Below are 21,272 nucleotides of genomic sequence, written 5' to 3'. Positions count from 1 at the left end.
TGTTGCTGAAACAATGATAGGATTGGCTGTTCGTTTCGAGCCAAACTAACCAAAGAAAATTAAGAGAATAAATACTTAAATGCTGTACTTGATAATAACAACGCTAATTTGGGCATTTTCCTTTGGCCTTATCGGTAATACGCTCAAAGGCATAGATCCGATGCAAGTTGCTGATATACGCCTGTTGCTGGCGGCGATTGTGTTTTTACCGTTTTTAAAACTTAATCAAACCAACACACAAGAAAAAGTCCAACTGATGGCTTTAGGGGCTGTACAGTATGGGGTTATGTATACCTGTTACATGTTAGCGTTTCGTTACTTGCCATCGCATTTAGTGGCGCTATTTAGTGTGCTAACGCCCTTGTATGTGGTCATTATTTACGATTTAAGCAAACGTAAGTTTACGCCTTGGTACTTGTTTGCTGCGTCACTATCTGTGATCGGAGCTGCGGTAATAAAGGCAGAACAATTTGCTGCAGAAGACATATGGTTAGGCTTTGCTTTAATGCAAATCGCTAATTTGTCATTTGCCTTTGGTCAGGTCTATTACCGAAACTGGCGAGAGTCTAGACCTGAGGTTAATGACCGTGCTATTTTCGGCTTGTTATATATTGGCGCGTTACTCTTTACAACCTTTGTCACCTTAGTTGTCTTTAAACAATCTCCGGTACCCATGGAGGCAAGTGCCAAGCAATGGGCTGTACTTATCTACCTTGGTTTAATTGCCTCAGGGCTTGGTTTCTTCTTTTGGAATAAAGGCGCCACCCAAACAACCGTAGGCACCTTGTCGGCCTTTAACAATGCGGTTGTACCACTTGCCATGTTTGCATCACTATTCGTGTTTGGTGAAGCTGATGCTGTCTCGGCTGAAGACTTAACTAAACTTGCCATTGGCTCATTTGCCATTGTTATAGCACTGATGATTGGTAACCGCGTAAAGGGTCGCTAGATAGCGCTTGATTTTAAGAACGCAACTTTATCTCCTCCATTTATTAAAAAACCCTAATGTTATATCACATTAGGGTTTTTCTTTTCATCTTATCGCACCATATTACGCCGTATGTGTTAACGCTTATATTTGTGTAATAAGTCGATAGGAATATGACAATAATCTTGAGGAAAACGAGTCAATCTATCTTGATGCTCCTCATCGCTTTTGACGTAATTAACTAATGGTAAAACTTCGACGACAATTTGCTCACTATCTTCACGCTCAGCAATATACTGACTCACTTGCTTAAGGTGGGAAGGGTTTTGGCTATATACGCCCGTTCGATATTTCTCGCCTATATCATCGCCCTGCTTATTCAGGCTGTAGGGGTCTATGATTTCAAAAAAATAGTCCATCAGTAAATGAATGCTCACTTGTTCAGGGTAAAACTCAACTTTGACGCATTCGGCATAGCCATCGTAAGGCGTTGCTGTAGATTGCGTTGTACCATTCGCTCGACCAGCTTCTGTTTGTTTCACCCCTGGCAAGTGTTTTAAAAACTCTTGCACCCCCCAAAGACAGCCACCTGCAAAATAAATTACGTCAGTTTCTGGGTTTGCATCGGAGTGAGAGTTTACGGTAGTTGCTTTGCTCATAATATATCAATCGAGGTTAGTACATTTCGGATTAAATGCGGCAATGAATGTAATCAAAAATGAATCTAGAGTCAAAGTGGACCAGTGATAAATAATTGTTCTTTGTTAAAGTGACAATTAGAAGCCTATAAGCAGTGCGCTGCGGTGATCATCCTATTTTCAGAATATACTGTAAATTTCATAGCTTAATAATTTTCTAGGACTACGAGGATAGGTTTAAAATACGAGCAAGAGAAGTAGCTCAATCCGATTAGTTACCGAAAGCATACTAGCGCAGAAACTAAAAGACCTAGCAAAAGCTAGGCCTTAAATAATACAGAAAATCGAACCTGAACGGATCGTCTGCAACAACAGATCACCACTTAAGGCTTACGAGTTGCTTTATCTAACATGCCCATAGCAAAAGCCGAAATTACAAATGTCAGATGAATGATGACGTACCAAAGCAATTTATCATTATCAATATTACTGGCGTTCATAAAAATTTTTAACAAATGAATCGAAGAAATGGCAACAATGGAAGCGGCCACTTTACTTTTTAACGAGTTGGTATCTAGCGTACCAAGCCAAGACAACTTTTCAGTATTTTCATCGATATCGATCCGCGAAACGAAATTTTCATAGCTGGTAAACATCACCATAATGATTAGTCCTGATACCAGCGCGATATCGATCAAAGATAGCACCATCAACACAAGATCCATTTCCTTCATAATGAGTATTTGCGGAAATATATGGAAAATCTCTTGAAAGAACTTTATGCCTAACGCGACAAGGGCAATACTCAAGCCAAAATAAATTGGTGCTAACAGCCAGCGAGAAGCATACATAAAGCGTTCGATCATTTTTTCTAGATTCATAATTAATGAAATATCCTAATTAAATTGACTCATCGAATCATAATCTGACTTAGTCCGACTGACAAGACGCCGCTCTTTTTATTACTGCCGAAACTTCATCGCTTGATGGCAACAAAACACTGCATATTACTGTATAAAAAGATTTAACAACCCAATGACATAGCGCTTTTTACTTGTAAGCATTCTCTTTCAAAACATATATTTCACCGTCAAAACTGCCTTGAATAGTCAAGCCTTGTCCTGCTAGCTCTTTTAAGTACTCGATATGCTCTTGGGTAATATTCTGGCCCGGCACCAGCAGAGGAATACCCGGTGGATACGGTGTGACTAAACCGGCACAAATGCGGTTGTTACACTTATCAATAGGTAGCGACTCTCTTTCACCATAGAAGGCTTCACTTGGAATACACGCCAAGTCTATAGCAGGCAAACTTTCAGGTAAGCGGGTTCTGCGCGTCGATTTCGACAGTTTGGCCTTACCGTTGTCTAGTTTTTTCAGGGCATTATATAAACGGATGATTTTCGAGCGAGTGCCACCTAAGGTCAATAAAACCAAGATGGTACTATGAGTATATTTTTCTATTTCTAGGCCTATTTCGTCCAGCAAATATTTGTGAATATCCTTTAACGAATAAGGCAGTTCACTAATATCGATGAGTATTTTTAACGGATCATGCCCCATATTGTCATCACTGAAATGCTCAAACATTTTCTTAAAATCTTTCTTGCCTAGCACTTTAATATTCTTCAGTGACGCCATGTGTTGTTTAAATTCTTCCACATGATTCAATAACGCATTCAGTAATTTATAGCCTTCCATCTCCAATTGCTTTTGGCAAACATCAAGAGACGCTATAAGTTGATACTTTGGCGATGTACTGGCATAGATACTGTAAATTTCTCTAAAGAAATCAGCATCAAAATCGGGATCGTTAATGTGTATATATGAAGCTTGAGAAAACGCCGATACAACTTTATGAGCAGAATGAGTGACATAGTCTGCCCCTGCATGAATCGCAGAATAATAGCGGAAACTAGGATGAAATAACGAGTAAGCAAACCAGGCTTCATCTATAAACACTTTAATGCCATGTTGATGAGCAAAATCTACTACTTGCTTCAGATCACTTAGCAGTCCATCGTATGTACACCCCGTGAGTACCAGTAATTTGGCATCGGTATTCTGTTCTATCGCAACTTTGATATCAGCCAACGATGGTGGTGCAAAGATCCCATATTTGGGGTTTAAAATACTCGACAAATAGATAGGGAAACTGGCTGATTGCAAAATGCCATAATGCACCGACTTATGGCAATTGCGGTCTATGATAACTTTATCGCCCTTACGCAACAGTGTTTGTAATATGATTTTATTTGAGGTTGAAGAACCATTTGTGACGAAATAAGTACGCTTAACTTCAAACGTCGCGGCCGCAGATTCTTGGGCTCGGCCTATGGTATTGGTGCTATCCGATAATGATCCTAGTGAGTCTACCGAAACGGAAAGGTCACCGACAAAGACATTACGCCCGTAAAACTGATAAAAGTCTTTGATATAAGGTGAATTCCTAAAACTAGAACCACCGCTATGACCGGGTGTATGCCAGGAGTCATTAGCCTCACCAACATAACGGCGATATGCCGTCCAGAATGGGGTTTCCGACCTATCATCGAAGTCGTTGATCATGTAGCCTAAAATTGCTTCAGGATCAGAAATCACCTCATCCTTAAAGAAAAAAGACTCAATATCTTCGGATTCGTTGACGATTTCTAGCCCTTTAGTATCATCGCCGATAACATAAACGGGTAACTCAATACGAATGTCCTTGAGCTGTTCGATAAAGCGACTGTAAATACGTTCGCCACTCTTATTATGAATATCCCAACTTAAAACTACAGCCTGAATATCACCATCTTCGGTGACATATTCCAGTGCCTTTGGTAAATCGAGACACTCAATAATATCGATATCAATATCCTGACGTTCAAAGTTAGGCACTGTTTTGGATAGATTCGTTGAAAGCTCTTGTAAAACGATTTGATTCTGTTCGATTAACAAAATTCGAAGGAGAGGTAACATAGCAATGTTAATTTAAATTTATACAGTATTTATTAGCATATACAAATAGCTGAAAGTTAGGAAATGAATACTTCACAAACACGAAATTAATCGTAATAAATCGAAGTCAATTTAACTTTACCACTACAAATAGCGCTCAATAGCCTCGCTTGCAGAACTGCAAAATATTCAGTGCTTATATTCAAAAACTATAAGCTTCACTAAAAAGTAAGCCAGTTGCTGTAAGTATATGGGATTTACACAAAGCCTAGATAAGAAATTTAATAGAAAGGACAGATTAGAATATTTTATTTAGGGCATAAAAAAACCTAGCAATAGCTATAATGCCGATCAGTTAGGCATTATTAAAAGGATCAGTTGAACGATCCGCACAGTATGTAAAAATCCGATAAACATCGTTTATCGGATTTTTTTATGCACGTATCTCAGGCTCTAGACATCATCAACAACTTCAAGCCCAATCAAGTTGAAACATTGGCAGACATGCTGCCGTTAAAACTCATCGAAGAGGCCTATCAGCTTTCGGATACTGTGACGCTGAGAAAGCGAAAGTTAACTTTAGAATCTATGGCATGGTTACTTGTCGGTATGGCTATTTATAACGACAAGTCTATGGCAGATGTAGTAAACATGCTTGATATTGTTGATAGAGAAGGTAAGCCTTTTGTTGCTCCAAGCGCGCTCACTCAACGTCGAAAGGATTTAGGAGAGGCGGCTGCCAAAGCTTTGTTTGAATGTACGGGACGTCATTGGTATGAACATGCAAAATTACCGACGTGGAATGGGCTAACGTTGTTAGGCGTAGACGGGGTAGTTTGGCGGACAGAAGATACGCCACAGAATAATGAATCCTTCCTTAAGCCAACTAACCGTGATGGTCTTGAAACCCAGTATCCACAAGTACGTATGGTCTGCCAAATGGAATTAAGCAGTCATTTAATTACCGGCAGCGCATTTGATTGTTATAGCGTGAATGAAATGGTACTGGCCCAGCAATTAATTGAAACGACACCAGATAATAGTCTGACCCTATTTGACCGTGGTTTTTACTCGCTTGGCTTGCTGCACAAATGGCAAACAACGGGGACTGAACGCCATTGGCTTATACCGTTAAAAAAGAATACTCAATATGAAGTTATACGTAAGTTAGGTCGTCAGGATAAGCTTATCAAACTGACAAGCAATCCCCGAGCGAGAAAACTATTTCCTGAGTTACCAAAAGAGCTTATTGTCCGACTGATATCCAGAACGGTAAAGGGAAAGCAATATGATGTGCTTACATCCATGGTTGACCCTATGCGCTATCCTAGTGCGGACATAGCCGATTTATATAGTCATCGATGGGAAATTGAACTTGGCTACAGGGAGCAGAAGCAATATATGCTTGGCAACAGATTGACATTGAGAAGTCGTCTACCCGAACTCGTCAAACAGGAGCTCTGGGGCGTACTGTTAACCTATAACCTCATTCGGTATCAAATGGTCCAGATGTGCTACAGTCTCAAAGGCGACTATTTACCGTATCAGCTCAGCTTTAATGGCGCGCTTGCTCATATTATGAGATTGCTAGTCGGTCTTCCTTACTCATCGCCAGGCGCAGTTCCACAGCACCTTAAAAGCTTCTATAGTATGGCTGGAAGCCTCATATTAGAACCGAGGAGACAAAGAACATTCCCAAGGAGTGTAAAAAAACGACCTAGTCGTTATCCTAGAAAAAACAATGCCGCTCACCTTAAGTGAACGGCATTATAGCAATAGCTAGGTCTTAATTATGGTACCGGAAGCCGGACTTGAACCGGCACGCCCGCAAAGGCAACGGATTTTGAACTTGACCAAGAAGTCAGAAAACGATTCAAGCTATTGATTTTATTATCAATGACACAGTTTCAACCATGTCATTATGTTGTCACAGTGGCGAAAAATTGTCTCACGTAAATACTAGCGACTTGCCCTATCATTTTCAGTGATTTTTGACGCTTTTTCCACGAAGGGTTAAATAGTTAAATCTACAAGTCACAGTGTGCTGACCGACTTATTTCCCTTCAAATTGAAAATATTGAACATCAAAATAAAAAATGTAAAATGAATTTCCATACTGAGGTTCGATCAATCAGCCTTATATCGGAATTATCAGAACACGGAGATGTTTTTGAAATGCATGGAAGCGCCATCTATTCTTGAGCACCTCTCACTCTTAAAACAACAATTTTCTTAGGAGCTAGAATGTTAAGAATCTTATCTGTACCATTCCTGTCACTATCTCTTATCGCCTGTGGCGGAAGCGACGGGGCCAGTGAACCTCAGGATACACCTGACACAACTGTACCCATTGTCAATATTATCGGCGATCAATCACTAACTATCGGCTTTGGCGAGATATATGAGGATGCAGGAGCAACTGCAGTCGACGATGTAGATGGAAACGTCAGTGTAACATCTGAAGGCAGTGTAAATACGTCACAGATCGGTGAGTATGAAATCACTTACTCAGCAACCGACTCATCGGGGAACACAGGCTATGCTACTAGGGTTGTCTACGTTGAAGATATTATGCCACCTACCATTAAACTTTACGGTGATGCTGAAATCAGACTTTCGTTTAATGAACCATATATCGAAAATGGTGCAACAGCATTAGATGATGTTGACGGTGAGATTGATGTCACTATTGAAGGAAGTGTCGATAATACATCTCTTGGCGAATACCTTCTTACGTACACCGCCACCGACAGCGCTGGCAATACATCTTCAATAACTCGAACTGTTACCATTATTGACACTGCCGCCCCCGTAATAACACTGTTCGGGGAGCCCTCACTCACTCATACATTTTTGACTGAATATATCGATATGGGTGCAGAAGCATTAGATGATGTTGATGGTGAAGTCGATATTACCCTTGAAGGTCAAGTTGACTACTCGACTATTGGTGAATATACCCTAACCTATATTGCTGTTGATAGCTCAGGAAACAAATCAACAAAAAACAGAAAGGTTACCGTTAAAGATGAAACTGCACCTATCATCACACTAAATGGCGCAATGAATATAGAGCTACCTCTAAATTCTGCTTATATTGAAGAAGGGGCAACTGCCTTAGATGACCTAGACGGTACTGTGGAAGTTGTCATTGAAGGTGAAGTTAACACATCTCAAATAGGTGAGTACCTAATCAAGTACGAAGCAACAGATAATGCAGGTAACAAGTCTTCAATAACTCGAACTGTACGAATTTTTGACAACACTCCTCCACAAATTACCGTGCAGGGCGACTTGGTTATATCTATAGAATTCGGAGCAATATTCGAAGACCCTGGCGCAACAGCATTAGATGACGTTGACGGTGAAGTTACGGTCACAACCTCCGGCTCAGTTAATACAAACGCCATCGGTACATACACAATCACTTACTCTGCGGTCGATGCTGCCGGCAATGTATCTTCTACTATTCGTACGGTTAACGTCATTGATAGCCTTCCACCGGTTATAACACTTGTAGGTGACAGTGTTATAACCGTTGAATATGGCTCAACTTTTAATGATCCTGGCGCAAATGCTATCGATAATGTCGACAACGACATAACCGTCACTACAATGGGCACTGTCGATACATTTAGCGTAGGCACTTATACGCTAACTTACACAGCCGAAGACTCATCTGGGAATATCACTCGCGCTCAAAGGACAGTTCATGTAGTAGATACCATTGCGCCCGTAATATCTATTCTCGGTGAGAAAGATGTCACCGTTACGTTTAGCAAAGAGTACATAGACGAGGGCGCAACAGCAACGGATAACGTTGATGGCAATATTGCCGTTACAGTATCAGGAGAAGTAGATACCTACCAATTAGGTTGGCAAACCATCACTTATACGGCAACTGATTCGAGTGGTAACTCAACAACCGATTATCGAAATGTACAAATTATTGATTTACCACCAACAATTAAACTCAATGGCGAATATCAAGTTAATATTTACCTATATCAAGAATATATTGAAAGCGGGGTAACTGTTACTGATGATGTGGATGACAACATCGCTGACTCATTGGTTGTTGAATCTACCTTAGATACATCTGTACCTGGTACGTATCTAATTACGTACACTGTAACGGATCAAAACAATAACGTATCCACCATTTCACGAACAGTTAACGTTATTAACCCAGATAGTAGCTTATCACTCAACGACCCAGATACAACGCTTTACGAAGCGAACTATAAACACAAGTTCCACTTCACTCTGAACGAGACACTGCCTGTTGTTCGAAAACTAACCTACGTAGTTACTGATACATCAACAGCTTCGGAAGGCTCTGACTATAATATTTTAAACCAAGAGTCACTAATTCCTAGCGGTAGCACTAAAGGTTTTATCGAAATTGAAATCATTGATGACGATAACCTTGAAGGCTCTGAATACCTTGATATTGTGTTCTTAGACTCAACAGGAGCAGAAGTTCATTCATTAACTATCACTATAGAGGATGAAACTACAACCACATATACTCATGCGGATATACCACAGCATATCCTTTCCCCAAGTGTTGGTGTAATCGATGACACTATGTGGGTCTTAGGTGGTACTTCTCTCGATCGATATAACCTGATTACAGAAACAAGTAATTTTTCATCGTCATTCTTCCCATCCCTTGGTGACTATTTTGGAGATGCTGTCGTTTACGATGGTCAAGTTTACTACTACAACAGCGGAACTTTATACAAGGTTAACCAAGATACCCTTGAATTTGAAGCTCTTTCAGACTCGCCGACATGGCTAGAGTGGATATCTGAACTTCAAGTTATAGATGGTGAGCTTTATGTTGTAGCAGGAAATACTCAAAATGAATATGCTTCCACAATTGTACAAGCGTATGACATTGAATCTGGTACTTGGAGCACAAAAGCCAACTTAAAGAACAAGAGATATGGAGCGTCCACTGCAGCAATTAATGGAAAACTATATGTTTTTAGTGGGAATTACGCTAGAGGTATCAACGAAGTATATGATCCTTCAACTGATACTTGGGACTTCATCGCATCAAATAGTCAACTTGGCAGTTCTATGGATACCGCAGTAACCAATGGACACATTGCTCAAGTAACTGTTTCAGACAACAACAACCAAACAACTATGGCTAAGTACGATACAGAGCTAGATACTTGGCAAACCTACCTTTTAGATTTCCCAGCAAAAACATATTTAGATTCATTCCTATACAAAGGGAGAGTTTACCTTGTCGGTGGCAGGGATCTACAAGAAAATTCAAAACGATTAATTTCTTACTATCAAGGGGATGATATCAACTAGCACCTTCAAACATGAAGCGGCATACAATATGCCGCTTCATTTCGTTAGGTAAGCTTACGCTATGTAGCTAAAGTACATTGTTGTGATTGTGTAACCCTCCCTTTAAAAACAGATCGATGTCCAAAAAGGTGTACCTTACTGGACAGCTTTCAAAAGTTCGGTAACGTTGTTCAAAAAGTATTGTTTCGGCTTTCGTGTACTGTACACGCTAAGCCTAAATACATAACGAACAGTAAAAAGGATATATCTGATGAAAATCGGTTACGCCCGTGTCAGCAGCAACGACCAAGATCTGAAACTCCAAATTAATCAGCTTACTGATTTGGGTTGCGAAAAAATCTTCTCTGAAAAAGTATCTGGCAAGTCGTTAAATCGACCAAAGCTAAAGGAGCTCATGAGTTTTGCCCGCGAAGGCGACACCGTTATAGTGACCAAAACTGATCGCCTAGCACGGAATACCATCGATGCTCTCAACATTGCTCAACAACTAAAGACTGCCGGCATCGGTCTTAAACTACTAGACTTGGGTGACATCGATATAAACAGCGACCTTGGCCATGTCATTTTCACCGTCATGTCGACATTTGCCGAGCTTGAACGAAAACGGATCAACCAACGCCGACAAGAAGGCCAAGATAAGGCGAGAGCCGAAGGTAAGCACCTTGGGCGCCACAAAAATATAGAGCTAAGAAAAAAAATAGCTGAATTACTTAAGTCTGATATTTCTAAACACAGCATAGCCAAGCAGCTAAAATGTAGCAGAACTACGGTGTATAGTGTTGCAAAGGGGCTTACCCAATAGATTGCAATTTTAGATTCGTGTCCTTTCAATTGTTCTAATATAGATTACCTCAAATGTTTGTACGACTACCCCTCTACAGGCACCGCAAAAATGTAACGAATCCACTGCCATAGTGCTTTATAGAAAACAAATATCACTAGGCTACAACAACTTTAATTCCGGCTCATTCGTGAGGGTCCTTCCGTCGTCAAACCTCATTTTAAGTCTTTCAATTTAGACCTGATGTCGAGTAGCTAAATTTGGGCAAGCCCGAGCATCGAAGCTTTCCTAAGCCGCGGTTTTCGCTGTATGTCCAATTAAAATCTAAGAATCAAAGAAGGTTATACTTCTGCTCCCGCTCTTTGAAAGCATTGATCCCCCCTTCAAGGATATGACAAACATGCTGTCGAATACCCAACTCATCAAGTGATTGGTAGTCGTAGCTGTTATCCGATTTTAAGCTATGCTCTAGGCTACCGCCAAGATATTCAAATTGATGTTTACCTGCTATTTCTGACTGCCCTCGCTGGTCAGCAACAACAATACACTCTGCATCTGCTGCAACCACTAGGTTTGCGTTGTGTGTCACCATGATAATCTGTCGCTTACTCTTACATTTACGGACGAAGTCTTTAAGTTCTGAGTAAATCGTTCTGTTATCCAAGTTATCCTCTGGTTGATCAATCAATATTGGGTGCGTTGAATTACTCAGCTCAAGCATCAAACTAAGTAAGACCAATCCACGTTTACCCGGAGACATATGTTCAATGCTGTCATTCTTGTAGGTAACAATGAAGTCGATCCCAAAGTAATCAGCGTATAAAAACTTGTATGCGTCCTTTAGGCTCTTGTTCTTGCGTAAGTTCGGAGCTTGACTACCTCTAATTTTGTTAGCCGTCTCCGATACAAACACAGCCAGAGTATCAATGTCAAAATGGTAGTTACCATTCTCATCTCGAACATCACTAACGACCGCGCCAATTGCCCCTGATTTATGGTAGCAACTAACGAATGAATCAAACTTGCCAGCATCGACAACAACTTTTGCCTCTATATTTATGTCGTCATCCATTTGATGATCACGGACTATAACACAGTGAGATTTGTACAGGTTTATGAGAGAGATGAACTGGTTATTTAATTCTTTAATGCACTCTTCACCTTTCCGGGTTATTGCTTCAAGCTCTTTTTGTTTGACATTGATTCTTGCAAGTTTCTCTCGTTCAACCTTGAGTTGTTTGTTCAGTTGTTCTAGTGCGGCTTTGTCTTTCACACCTTCTTCTAAAGGATTCAGCTCACGCTCTATTCCATCTAGCTTATCATTTAAAGCTGCCAACCTTCCTGGAATCGACTGCAGTTTTTGATTGGCTTTATTCTTAGTTGCATTAAATCCAGCTACCAACTCATCTTGCATCGAGTCTAGCAAGCCTTTGAGGACAGTTGATTGTGCAATTAATCCTGAGTCCTGTTGCAGTTGATCTTGAATAGTATCAATCCATTTCTTTTGTCGGTTATCAATACTCTCTTTGAACTTTCGTAAACCAGACTGAATATAAGTGATCCTATCTTTGGCCCTGATAACGCACTGTCTTCTACGAACAAGGTAGGCATAATATTTCTCTTGTTCTTCGGTCCACTGAGATCTGTTTCGAATATCTTTTGCTCTAGTTTCAAGTGCTGCAATTTCATTCTTAACAGACTTGTCGTTACCAATTTCGTTCAGGTCGTTAAATATTTTTTGGTATTCACTAATAAGTAGGAATCTCGTGTCAATCTTCTCATTAATAGTGGAGTTAACTGTACGAATTCTGCTCTCAAGTGCGTTAACGGCATGTTTATATTTCTCATCTTGAAGCAGAGTTTTAGAAACCAACTCATTTAAATCGTCTCGGCCATCTTTATCAGCCAGTTGGTTGATGTAAAGTTGAGGTATATATGTAATAGCTTTTGCTTCGTCGCCAGCATCGGACAGTTTAGATACTTCATTATTCGACCATTCAACCTCGAAGTCTAAATATGGAATGTCGCTGTAGGTTGATGATTTCGACAGCTCTACCCTGGATGATACTTCGTTAGGGTTTATAGTCTTCGCAATGTGGTATAGAAGCATTGATTTACCGGAAGATTTACCACCAATAATAGTGTTCAGGTCTTTATTAAACGGTATCCACTTCTTCGAAAACCTATTGCTCCCTGAATTATCTATGTATCTTACCCTCTTGATGGTCTGATATTCAGCTTTCGTTTCAGGAGAGAGTTCGCCAATGAATGCTCGATCAGGCTCAAAGACGACCTGTTTTAGGCCGTTGAATGTAGGGTCAGCTTTAATCCAGCAGTATCTCTTTTGGTCTGGTTCAAATAACTTGTCGATTGCATGTGCGTCCGAACCATGAACACAAGGTACCAAACGACCAAGCTCACTTACAATATCTTCTCTGCTTTTAGAGCCTTGTCCTGTAAAGTAGTTGATGTCACTTGGTGTGGCAGAGAATACCATGTTGATAAACTGGTAGATGTCATTTTTTACGCCTGTAAATCCACCGTCTTTAATACCTGATACGCCATCATTAGAACCATTTGCAGCAATTATTATTGAGTTTTCCCTTAACCATTTCTCGTCGTTATACCACTTTTTGAAAATGTCATAAGATGGCTTGAAGTTATTAATACCTTCCTTTAACGATGCTTTTCGACAGTTCTCTGTTTGTGGTGCTAATACTCGACCATACTTTCTAAGCTGGTCTTCAGTGCAAGCATAAGGCTGACCGAGATAGTCAATCTTCAAATGACTCAATGCAATCTTAATTTCGTCAATGTGATTAGGGTCTTCTGGGTTTATTAGAAGATGAATGTTGATCCCTTTGTATTTTCCAGTAGTAGGGGTAATTCTAAACTCAATATTTGGGATGACTGTTTCGATGTTTTTAAGCCGTCCAAGTCCCCTATAATCCAGAACTTTCTCATAACCTGATATAGAGCAGTAATCAGTAATACCAATTACAGCAACACCAGAATCTGACTGCTCAATTGCAGTAATGTAACCGTCCCAATCACCTTTAAATTGTGTCTCTAATACTGAATCAGGGGTGTGAACATGAAGATCCCATCTTCTCCATTCTGAACCGTGCTCGTACAAGCCCATCATACTTCACCTAAACTTATAATTTTCAATACGTTATCTCGTAAGATAACACGTTTATGATAATTAGAGCATATACTTACTGAAAGATTAATTAGCAAGCCATGGAAAGTAGCAGCAAGGTAGGTGTTGTATTTGCTAGGCATTACTTATTATACGTGAAAACTAGCTGGCTCCCTGTAAAGGAAGTAAGAAGCGTATTTAGCATTTTATTCTCGGTATGTCATGCCAGCGTGTAGTGTAATGTGGCGACAAATATTCTCGCCGCATATGCCATTTGGTTTGTCTAGTGGATGCCGTATGCAACGCGCCGGCGCCATAACGGTTGTTAATCGCGTCTAGGCAACTCATTAATGCAGGGCTATCTTTGCTCGGACTTAACAGATCTGTTTGAACAAAGCCTGTTTGCAACTCCACCGCGCCAACGCCGCAGCGAATAAAGTCAATGCCTTCCATAAAAACGCTCGTGAGGCCGCGACGAATCGCATTACTAATCACAAGCGTATCGTTTGAAGGACTTACTAAGTCGATAGATAACGTTTTTGCATAATGACTTTCCTTAAATGGGGATGATGCGGCAAACATTATCAAGCGCTTAATATACGAGTCTTGCTGTCTCGCTTTATAGGCAACAGTAGCACCGTGTGTTGCAAAGGCGCTCGCTAATTGATCTATATCTCGAATCGGCTCACCAAACGAACGGGTACTAAATATTTGTTGTTTTGGAGCCTTAACATCGTCCCAATCTAGAGCCTTTATACCGTTTAGTTCATTTACGGTACGTTCGAGCACAACAGAGAATTGTTTACGGATATCTTTTGGTGGCTGCCTTGATAAATCCAATGCACTTGTCAAATCTAACAGCTTTAGTTTCTTCGCTAACCTGCGACCAACCCCCCACACGTCAGCAACGCCCATTTTTGATAAAACTTGAATACGGTGTTGCTCATCATCAATAACGCAAATACCTCGGTAACCATCTATTCGCTTAGCCGCATGATTCGCCGCTTTAGCAAGCGTTGCCGTATTGGCAATACCTACGCCAACAGGCAACTTCACTTCACGCCAAACCGCCTTGCGGATCTCTAGCGCGACTTGTGGATGGTCAGCATCGTCTGGCAAGGTGATAAAGCTTTCATCAATACTGTATATGTGTTGTCGCTGCGCGAAGCGGCCGATCACTGTCATCATGCGTTCAGATAAATCGGCATATAACTCATAATTACTCGATCGAATGACAACGCCTGCTTGATCTAAAAACTTACGAACTTTAAATAGCGGTTCAAATTTAGGGACACCTAACGCTCGTGCTATCGGACACATCGCCACGATACAGCCGTCATTGTTGCTCACACAAACCACCGGCTTATTGCGTATCTGAGGGTCATAGACCTTTTCACAAGCACTATAAAAGCCAGTTGCATCGATAAGACCAATCACGCCTTTAGCTCCCTTGGTTGACGGTGCAGGCGTATCGATGAAACCACGACACCTTCAATTGAAAAGCTATCATCAGAGGTGACGGTTACCGGCGCATATTCAGCTGACGCCGACAATAACTGAGCTTTTTGCTTATGAATAATTTTGCATACGAACTCACCGTTAAGAGCAGCAACAATCACATCGCCCGTATTGACATCAACAGAGCGATCAACAATGAGTAAATCACCATCAAAAATCCCAACCTGCTCCATAGAACGACCTTGCGCTATGCCAATAAATGTGGCGTTGGGATGCATGATAAGCAAACTATCTAACGATAACCCTATCTCTTTATACTCAGTCGCAGGACTTTCAAAGCCACTAATCCCAGCTTGAATGTAATAAGGACAAACTTTCATCTATCTCACCACTGTATATATATACAGCCATAATATATCAACATCACTATAACTAACAAGCTCAAACTGATTGGCGTTAGACAAGCAATGCTCAATACTTCACTTACGTTAATCGCACTCATCAACATTTAACCTCATGTGACGTGCTGTCATCGTTTGCGCATTCCTGAGACGTTTTACTCTTCTCACGCAGTCCACTCGTTACTGTGATACTAATCGTCACGCTAACACATGTACTATCCGCGGCTGAAGGTACCCCTTGTTCTAAGCTCTCATCACTCTTTGGCGAAGGCAATGATGCTGATGTATTCAACACCTTCGAGTTAGATGTTTCGCCAGCTTCTATTTCAGTAACTAAAGACTTCACGTCAGCCTTGCTTTCAGCGTCAGAAGTATATGTCGGCTCTTCCACCATCGCTGAATCAATATTTTCACGAGTCTCGGCCTCGCTCTTCGCGCCTTTTATTTTTTTAGGCGACTTGGATGCCGCACGTTTTAACTGTTCTTCGTCAGGCATAGACTTTAACCAGGATCTGGCCTTTGCCTTAGAAATACCAAAATCTTCTAACTGCTCTATTGATATTCCTTCAGTTGCGAGTAAAAGTGTCCAAGCTATTCTTTGAAAATGGCTAACATTCATAATATCTCCCCGTAGTGGTGAATTGTGGACAACGTACAACACGCAAGGATTGCTTTTACTCTAAAACACATCAAAACAATGTCGACTTACAGCAAGCCACGTATTTTTTAAGCAAATCAGTTTAATTCGCTTCAAATACCTTTAGATGGATGGCTCACCACGACAAATACACTGGAAATAATTAACCGAGTGTAATTGAGCAAAATGGCTCTGTTATTTAAGCTTTGATAGTGTTGCCCCACCTGAAAACGGCAGAGCAACAACTTCAAAACAGACCTCCCATTATCAAATTAAAATCATGAAGAATTGGGTTACCCCAATGGTGGTCCATTGATAAACCAAACACTCAAACCTTCCTCGTGATGAACCCGCGGTTATCCTTATATAATCATCAGCAGTTTAAGTTTTGTGTTAATCCTTGTCCTTCCCCCATTGAGTTTTTTGTATTCCTCCAAAGTGGAATACTCAAGTAGTTTCTTTTTGCAAAAATTATTTGAGTTACGAAAGTAAATTCACATCTGCATATTATTCCTCGCAGGAACGACTACTTCCTGCGGTACAGCAAGCATTTGCATTGGCTGCATTGCCTGCGATATATCGCAGAAGAAACGAATAGCCCAAAAACTTTAAAGTAGAAATGCCTGCGAGGTCTCGCAGAAAATAAAGCCTGTAATACAAGTGACGTCGCGGAAAAAGACTTGCTTCCTGCGATTGTCTCGCAGAAAACGCGCCTAATTAATATTTTCCTGATACGCAGATAAACACTGCAACCACTGCCTAATAATCATTACTAGTAAATTTTAAAAAGGATGTGAGTGCGCCAAATTTGCAATTAATTGAGTACAAAAGTTAATGCATATATCGTTCAAGAAAATTTTCCCGATTAGTTTTTGTATATGCCGTTTTTTACTTTTAATGAAGTCGTTAACATTCTTGGTGTCCCTGCACCAAGTTTGCTGTCGGCGATTGAAAGTAAAGAAATATCTGCGTGGAAGAAGAGCGATGGTAAGCATGATTATCACCTCGACGCGGCGAACCTAGCAAAGCTATTTGGGACACCTCTTGACGATATGATCAAGCAATTAGAATGGAAGCACAATAAAATAGTAAAGCAATACTCAAATTCTACTGTCTCCCCTGCGGCGGACGCTACTGCAGCCCGTCCTCCTATAAACTCATCGCGCGAGCAAACGTTACTTCCTGCACCAGTAAGCGATATAGAAAATAACGTAGAAAGTCCCGACATCGGTAAACTTGAAAACGCCCAAAAGGGACCTACAGATACTCAGAATCGTGAGCCTTTAATAGACAACGAACTTCAAAAGGAAAGCGACATCAATCCACCATTGCTAGAGAATACCCAAAGCCACGTCGATGAAGCTGAGGATGTCGAGCCTCTAGCGATCATCCAAAATAATGTCGATAAATATAAAGGCGACGTGAAATTTCGAACATCTCAGCGCAAAGCTTTTGATGATTATGCGGAAAATAACATTAAAGGTATTCCAGATTACGTCACGGCATACAATTTAAAAATAACGACAAGCAATGGCCGAAATTTAACCCTAGATACCAGAAAGAATAGCCTCCATATGCTCAAGAAACTATTCCCTAGTGGTAGGAAAAGCTTAGGAACTAAGTGTGAAAATGAGGCTATCAACATCGCCAACAAGTTAATTTATGAGGGACTTTTGGAGCATGGCTACCCACCCATAGAAAAGACTAAAGAATCCAATTTATGGCATCACTGCTTTAAAGATACGTACTTAAAAAATAAAGTAGCGAAGAATAAAACCATGTCTGACATGCAATCAAAGCTATCGTTTTGGTTTTATGTATTGAGCCCTATTTCTCCTGAGCAAATTGACACTTCGATGATATTGTCAATTTGTGATTACCTAATGGATAAGCATGGTATTAAAGGCTCGACGATTAGTGGATATTTTACCGAATTACGGAAGGTGCTAACGTACGCACATGAACGAGGGTTAATAAAATCCGAACTCAACATACCTTACATGAAGAGTGATCAGCGCGGATTTATTATGGTAGATCAACTTACTATGGCTTTATTTATTAAGTACTATGCACGCTATAATGGGGAGAAAAGACTTCTTTGGCTGCTTTGGCTAACGGGCCTGCGTTTAGATATGATAATAAGCCTGACTGTAGAACAAATTAACTTTAAAGAGCGAGTGATTACCTATGCACCTGACAAAAACAAGTCACAGAAATTTATATCTATCCCTATCAGTAGGTTGACGGCAAGGTTACTCGAATCACAATGGAAAAGTATAGGTTCGCCTATATCAGGCTATATATTCCCCGGTCTAAATATCGATTATAAAAGAGTGAGAAAAGCAGCGGAACAAGCAGGTTTAGGAAAGGAATTTGTGCCACATCACCTGAGACACAACGCTGTTAGAATGTATTTAGATGCCGGAATTTCTATAGAAGACATAAAAGTCATTTGTGGCTGGACATGCACAGAGTCTATGAACAGATACAAGCACAACCAGATTCAACAAACTGCTAAAGACGGTGTAGAAAAGGTTAGAAGTAAGCGCACCACCAACGAAGCCGTTAGTCTGGACAATAGCATATCTCATATTACTGTTACAGGTAACAACAACAGTATTGAGGTAAATCAGAGTAATGCTTTACAAAAAGCCTAACAGTAAATTTTGGATCACAAAGTTCGAGCTAACCCACAACGGCGTCAGAAAGCGCTTCAATAAAAGTACAAAGAAAACGAAAAAGTCAGAAGCAGAGAAAGTTGAGTTGGCTTTTAAACAGCAAGCTTGGGACCAGCTCATAAGCCCAGAGAAAGTCCAATATAATTGTTCTGATGCCCTCCCCATTTACCTACAATCAAAGCAATCCAATCGAACCCTTGCCGAGAAGAAAACCAAACTTGAATGGTGGGTAAAGAAACTTCACGACTGCTCACTCAAAGCTATCACGTCACAGACTTTGTTATCGATTTTAAGTCATAAGCAAGGCATAGCCGTTGCCACACGAAATCGGTATTTAGCCGAGATAAAAGCCTTTCTTAACTTTTGCTACCGCGACCTGGAGTGGATTGATAAAGTCCCAAACATACGACTCATCAAAGAGCCACCGAGAGATTTTTATAAACTCGATAGCAATGACATAAAAAGGTTACTTCATGCCAGCCCTGATTATTTAAAACCCGTTATATTATTTGCGCTTTTTACCGGCTTAAGGCGAAGTAATATATTAAACCTATGTTGGCGCAACATCGACTTTGCCGAAGGGCTTGTTTTCATCAGTAGCAGTGAACACAAATCAAAAAGCAGTGTGGCAACACCACTGTCGGACGATGCGATACGATTATTAAAAGCGATATACCACAATAGTAGCGCTTATGTGTTTCTCAACTCACGCAATAATCCAATACAGGATATCAAAGATTACATGTGGAAACGTATCGTCAAAAAGGCCGGACTAGAAGGGTTTCGATTTCATGATCTGCGTCACAACTGGTGCCATCAACATCTTAATGCACAAACCCCGCTAATGGCGCTTAAAGAGCTTGGTGGTTGGAAAACGCTAGAAATGGTGCAGCGATATGCTCACCCTAATGAAAGTTACTTAAAAGCTCACGTTAACAACGTGCACGTAAAACAGGTCATTCAAGATGAAATAAATGCGCTTACTATATTAACGAAAGATGTGACAAAAAATAGTGTGTCAAAAAAGGGAAAGAAGTCAGAGTGTGGCAAAAAATCGTCTCACTTCGAGGTTGTCACTGAGGACTATGTGATAATCGGGGAACCCCAAAAACTAAAAAACCTGCTTAAAATCAGCAGGTTAATTATGGTACCGGAAGCCGGACTTGAACCGGCACGCCCGCAAAGGCAACGGATTTTGAATCCGTCGTGTCTACCAATTCCACCACTCCGGCAACACGTGCTCAACGTCTCGTTGATGATTGGCATTATAAAGAAGAAAACCGGATGCGCAAGTGTTTTTATGGTGCAAAAAGTTTGAATGCACTTTTTTTAAACAACCCGGTTCAAGTTAACAAAAACGCAACAACAAAAGCTTTCGCTATTTTACAGCTGGTTAACAGACTTATGAGAGCTCAGGATCTATTATTATCATCGTTAACTATTCATAGTTTTCCTCCCTGAAATGCATATTTTGCCCCACTCCTTAGTGGGGCTTTTTTTTATTTCGGAAGGCGTTAAAGTGAACCTTGGCTAAACAGCCGTTTTGTTAGTAATACAGACGCAATACGGTTTCTGCAACGCAGCCCAAACGCTTACTATTTTCCACCTCTAAGGTCTGCTCGTTAACAATATCAATACTACGTTTTTGCGCTGTCACTTCAATTAAGCGCGTTCTAAAACGCACTCTCGCGCCAGCCTTAACAGGGTACGGGAAACGCACCTTGTTTAGACCTACATTAATAACCATCCTCGCGTCAGGATATGGGTTATTATCAGGGTTAACCGTATCGGTCAGCTTGGGAATAAGCGATAACGTTAAAAAACCATGAGCAATTGGCGCTCGAAATGGCGACTCTTTAACAGCACGTTCAGGATCGGTGTGTATCCATTGGTTATCACCGGTAACATCGGCAAATTGGTTAATACAATCTTGCTCTATTGTGTACCACTCACCAATGTGAGTTTCTTCACCGAGTTTTGCCACAAGCTCATCATAGGCCTTGGCAACTTGTGGAGATAATTTAACTGGTTGTTCCGCTTTTTCGGTTAACTCTTTTTCACTCGCTAGCTTTGATAACCATGGGCTATTTAAGGTGTTTTGCAGCGAGTGATTAACAGTACCACTGATTTTGTCAGCAACGAGCTTAATCTGTTTTAATTTAGGCTCGAGTCTCGCTCTAAATTCTTGGTTGCGCTGTTGCAGCAGCTCCTTTTGCTCTTGGATTATTTTATTAATGTCCATTATTCACCGTGTACTATATTGATTCGGAAGTACTTTTGTACGCTAATTTTTATTGTACTGGTGAATATTGTATAAACAAAGTACAGCTGTACG

General features: G+C 40.6%; 13 protein-coding genes, 1 tRNA gene and 1 pseudogene. 6 read left to right on the top strand and 9 right to left on the bottom strand.

Annotation, left to right across the window (positions count from 1 at the left end; genetic code table 11):
* The first annotated feature begins 79 nt into the window (after positions 1-79).
* Positions 80-949 carry an EamA family transporter gene (locus ACAX20_RS03350; protein WP_371188594.1) on the top strand — a complete coding sequence of 290 codons (870 nt, stop codon included), beginning with the start codon at positions 80-82 and terminating at the stop codon, positions 947-949.
* 116 nt (positions 950-1,065) lie between these two features.
* Here the strand turns inward: ACAX20_RS03350 and ACAX20_RS03345 are convergent, their stop codons facing one another.
* From ACAX20_RS03345 to ACAX20_RS03335, 3 genes are all read right to left on the bottom strand, one after another.
* Positions 1,066-1,587, bottom strand: a complete 522-nt coding sequence (locus ACAX20_RS03345; protein WP_371188593.1) for a peptide-methionine (S)-S-oxide reductase — start codon at positions 1,585-1,587, stop codon at positions 1,066-1,068.
* Positions 1,588-1,949: 362 nt separating this feature from the next.
* On the bottom strand, positions 1,950-2,447 hold the full coding sequence (locus tag ACAX20_RS03340) for a TIGR00645 family protein (protein ID WP_371188592.1): 498 nt from the start codon (positions 2,445-2,447) through the stop codon (positions 1,950-1,952).
* A gap of 169 nt (positions 2,448-2,616) precedes the next feature.
* The gene (locus ACAX20_RS03335) at positions 2,617-4,527 is read right to left on the bottom strand and encodes an aminotransferase class I/II-fold pyridoxal phosphate-dependent enzyme (RefSeq protein WP_371188590.1); all 1,911 of its coding nucleotides are present in this window, start codon (positions 4,525-4,527) and stop codon (positions 2,617-2,619) included.
* A 414-nt stretch (positions 4,528-4,941) separates the two neighbouring features.
* On the opposite strand from ACAX20_RS03335, the gene ACAX20_RS03330 reads away from it, so the two are divergent.
* The 3 genes from ACAX20_RS03330 to ACAX20_RS03320 all read left to right on the top strand — a co-directional run bounded on the left by ACAX20_RS03330 (position 4,942) and on the right by ACAX20_RS03320 (position 10,642).
* A complete protein-coding gene (locus tag ACAX20_RS03330; protein ID WP_371185183.1) occupies positions 4,942-6,267 on the top strand; it encodes an IS4 family transposase in 1,326 nt (441 codons plus the stop codon).
* A gap of 483 nt (positions 6,268-6,750) precedes the next feature.
* A complete protein-coding gene (locus ACAX20_RS03325) occupies positions 6,751-9,840 on the top strand; it encodes an immunoglobulin-like domain-containing protein (RefSeq protein ID WP_371188588.1) in 3,090 nt (1,029 codons plus the stop codon).
* 250 nt (positions 9,841-10,090) lie between these two features.
* Positions 10,091-10,642 carry a recombinase family protein gene (locus ACAX20_RS03320; RefSeq protein WP_371188586.1) on the top strand — a complete coding sequence of 184 codons (552 nt, stop codon included), beginning with the start codon at positions 10,091-10,093 and terminating at the stop codon, positions 10,640-10,642.
* A 310-nt stretch (positions 10,643-10,952) separates the two neighbouring features.
* On the opposite strand, the gene ACAX20_RS03315 is transcribed toward ACAX20_RS03320, so the two are convergent.
* The 4 genes from ACAX20_RS03315 to ACAX20_RS03300 all read right to left on the bottom strand — a co-directional run bounded on the left by ACAX20_RS03315 (position 10,953) and on the right by ACAX20_RS03300 (position 16,241).
* Complete coding sequence (locus ACAX20_RS03315) at positions 10,953-13,763, bottom strand: TrlF family AAA-like ATPase (RefSeq protein WP_371189566.1); 2,811 nt, start codon at positions 13,761-13,763, stop codon at positions 10,953-10,955.
* A gap of 198 nt (positions 13,764-13,961) precedes the next feature.
* Complete coding sequence (locus tag ACAX20_RS03310; protein WP_371188584.1) at positions 13,962-15,200, bottom strand: Y-family DNA polymerase; 1,239 nt, start codon at positions 15,198-15,200, stop codon at positions 13,962-13,964.
* Positions 15,197-15,601, bottom strand: a complete 405-nt coding sequence (locus tag ACAX20_RS03305) for a LexA family protein (protein ID WP_371185648.1) — start codon at positions 15,599-15,601, stop codon at positions 15,197-15,199. Before ACAX20_RS03305 ends, ACAX20_RS03310 begins: the two co-directional genes overlap by 4 nt.
* Before the next feature lie 121 nt (positions 15,602-15,722).
* Positions 15,723-16,241 carry a hypothetical protein gene (locus ACAX20_RS03300; protein ID WP_371188582.1) on the bottom strand — a complete coding sequence of 173 codons (519 nt, stop codon included), beginning with the start codon at positions 16,239-16,241 and terminating at the stop codon, positions 15,723-15,725.
* A gap of 896 nt (positions 16,242-17,137) precedes the next feature.
* On the opposite strand from ACAX20_RS03300, the gene ACAX20_RS03295 reads away from it, so the two are divergent.
* Together ACAX20_RS03295 and ACAX20_RS03290 are read left to right on the top strand one after the other, a co-directional pair.
* Entirely contained in the window at positions 17,138-18,916 is a 1,779-nt protein-coding gene (locus ACAX20_RS03295; protein ID WP_371188581.1) for a tyrosine-type recombinase/integrase, read from the top strand.
* A pseudogene (locus tag ACAX20_RS03290) lies at positions 18,897-19,838 on the top strand (tyrosine-type recombinase/integrase); the annotation flags it as partial. The gene ACAX20_RS03295 and the pseudogene ACAX20_RS03290, both read left to right, overlap by 20 nt.
* A gap of 244 nt (positions 19,839-20,082) precedes the next feature.
* Here the strand turns inward: ACAX20_RS03290 and ACAX20_RS03285 are convergent.
* Positions 20,083-20,169 (bottom strand) — tRNA-Leu (locus tag ACAX20_RS03285).
* Positions 20,170-20,483: 314 nt separating this feature from the next.
* Positions 20,484-21,179 (bottom strand): MaoC family dehydratase, encoded by a 696-nt coding sequence (locus tag ACAX20_RS03280; protein WP_371188579.1) that lies wholly within the window; start codon positions 21,177-21,179, stop codon positions 20,484-20,486.
* Positions 21,180-21,272 lie beyond the last annotated feature (93 nt).

The organism is Thalassotalea sp. Sam97 (genome assembly GCF_041379765.1).
GTDB classification, from domain to species: Bacteria; Pseudomonadota; Gammaproteobacteria; order Enterobacterales; family Alteromonadaceae; genus Thalassotalea_A; species Thalassotalea_A maritima.
Note: the sequence above shows the minus strand (reverse complement) of the source record. Positions and strands in the feature narration are given on the sequence as shown.